The organism is Sphingobium sp. D43FB, from assembly GCF_002312805.1.
Lineage (GTDB): Bacteria > Pseudomonadota > Alphaproteobacteria > Sphingomonadales > Sphingomonadaceae > Sphingobium.
The window spans coordinates 1-422 of record NZ_NMUA01000216.1; the positions used below are offsets into that span (position 1 = coordinate 1).

Here is a 422-nt window from a genome sequence, read left to right on the forward strand (position 1 = left end):
CGGTCAGCCGCCTGATCGCAACCATACCGGGCATTGGTCCGATTACCGCGACGGCGATCGCAGCGACGGTGCCGGATGCCACCGCATTTCGCTCCGGCCGCGACTTTGCGGCCTGGCTTGGCTTGACCCCGCGCCAGAACTCGAGCGGTGGCAAGGACAGGCTGGGCAGCATCACCAAGCGCGGGGATACTTACCTTCGGCACCTGCTGTTCATCGGGGCACGCAACGTGATCCGCTATCCGAAGGCCAGAGCGACGGCCGGCGCTGCCTGGATCGAGGGGCTCGTGGCACGACGCTCAAGAACGGTCGCGGCCGTCGCGCTGGCCAACAAGATGGCACGCATTGCCTGGGCCATGATGACCACCGGGGAGGCCTACCGATCAGCGCGCGAGGCCACGGCCTGAGGAGGGCTGCTGCCGAAC

The 422-nt window shown here is 67.5% G+C and carries 1 protein-coding gene; it reads left to right on the forward strand.

Annotated elements, in window-relative coordinates; translation table 11 throughout:
* Nucleotides 1–404 (forward strand): IS110 family transposase (locus SxD43FB_RS24100; RefSeq protein WP_141249669.1); only part of this gene is annotated, 404 nt, incomplete at its 5' end.
* Nucleotides 405–422: the final 18 nt, after the last annotated feature.